Raw genomic sequence first — 1305 nt, 5'->3', positions numbered from 1 at the left:
GTGTCTAGGTTCACGACATAGGTCACAGGTGATAGGTCGCTGATGAGTCGGGACATAGGTCACAGTGCGATGCATGTCGAAGCATCGTGTCGTGGTGTTGAAGATCGTCGCCGGGCAGCTCACCGTGACGGCGGCGGCGGAGGAGTACGGGATCTCCCGCCGGCATCTGCACCGGCTCCTGGCCCGCTACCGTGACGGCGGTCTGGACGATCTCGAACCGCGCTCCCGCGCGCCGTTGAGTTCGCCGCAGAAGACCAGCGACCGGGTTCAGGAGCGGATCGTGCAGCTGCGTCATGCGCTGGCCGCCGCGGGCACGGATGCGGGGCCGGTCACGATCGCGTGGCATCTGCGGCAGGAGGGACTGACCGCCCCGTCGACGTCCACGATCCGCCGCGTCCTGCACGCCGCGGGGTTGATCACCCCCGAACCCCGCAAACGACCGAAGTCCTCGTATCTCCGGTTCGAAGCCGCGCAACCGAACGAGACGTGGCAATCCGACTTCACCCACTGGCGCCTCCACGACGGCACCGACGTGGAGATCCTCAACTGGCTCGACGACCACTCCCGGCTCCTGCTGTCCTGCACCGTCCATCGCCCGGTGACCGGCCGCCACGTCGTGGACACCTTCCTCGCCTGCGTCGACGTCTACGGGGCACCCGCGTCCACGCTGACCGATAATGGTCGCGTCTACACCGCCCGCCACGGTGGCGGCCGCAACGAGTTCGAATACGTCCTCGCCGCTCTGGGAATCCGGCAGAAGAACGGCGCCCCGAACCACCCGCAAACCCAAGGCAAGATCGAGCGGTTCCACCAGACCTTGAAACGCTGGCTCTGCGCGCGCCCCCGCGCTCGCACCATCCCCGAACTGCAAGCCCAGCTCGACGTCTTCCGCGAGCATTACAACACCGCACGACCGCATCGCGCCCGAGACGGCCTCACCCCAGCGACCGCCTATGCAGCCTCACCCAAAGCGATCCCCGCCGGAACACGTCCCGACGCCGGCCACTACCGGATTCGTCACGACCACGTCGGCGCCAACGGAAAGATCAGCTTCCGCCGCGCCGCCCGCATGCACCACCTCGGCATCGGCGCCGCCCACCGTGGCAAACACTGCATCCTGATCGCCGACGACACCAACGTCACCATCGTCCACCTCGCCACCGGCGAGATCCTCGCGATCAACACCATCAACCCCGAAAAAACCTACTGGCGCAACACGATGAAAGCCCCAGGCCGATGGCCCGGGACTTCCAAAACGTGACATATGTCGCGACTCAGATGAGACCTATGACGCGACTCATCACA

General features: G+C 66.0%; 1 protein-coding gene. It reads left to right on the top strand.

The annotated features are described in order from the left end of the window. The first annotated feature begins 73 nt into the window (after positions 1-73). Positions 74-1261, top strand: a complete 1188-nt coding sequence (locus GH740_RS13815) for an IS481 family transposase (RefSeq protein WP_153746691.1) — start codon at positions 74-76, stop codon at positions 1259-1261. Positions 1262-1305 lie beyond the last annotated feature (44 nt).

The sequence above is a fragment of the Microbacterium sp. SYP-A9085 genome, from assembly GCF_009649635.1.
Lineage (GTDB): Bacteria > Actinomycetota > Actinomycetes > Actinomycetales > Microbacteriaceae > Microbacterium.
The sequence above is the reverse complement of the archived record's forward strand: the minus strand, read 5'-3'. Positions and strand labels throughout refer to the sequence as shown.

Bases quoted from the DNA above. Each gene is read 5' to 3' on its own strand.
- GH740_RS13815 (WP_153746691.1), top strand. From the start codon at position 74: ATGTCGAAGCATCGTGTCGTGGTGTTGAAGATCGTCGCCGGGCAGCTC.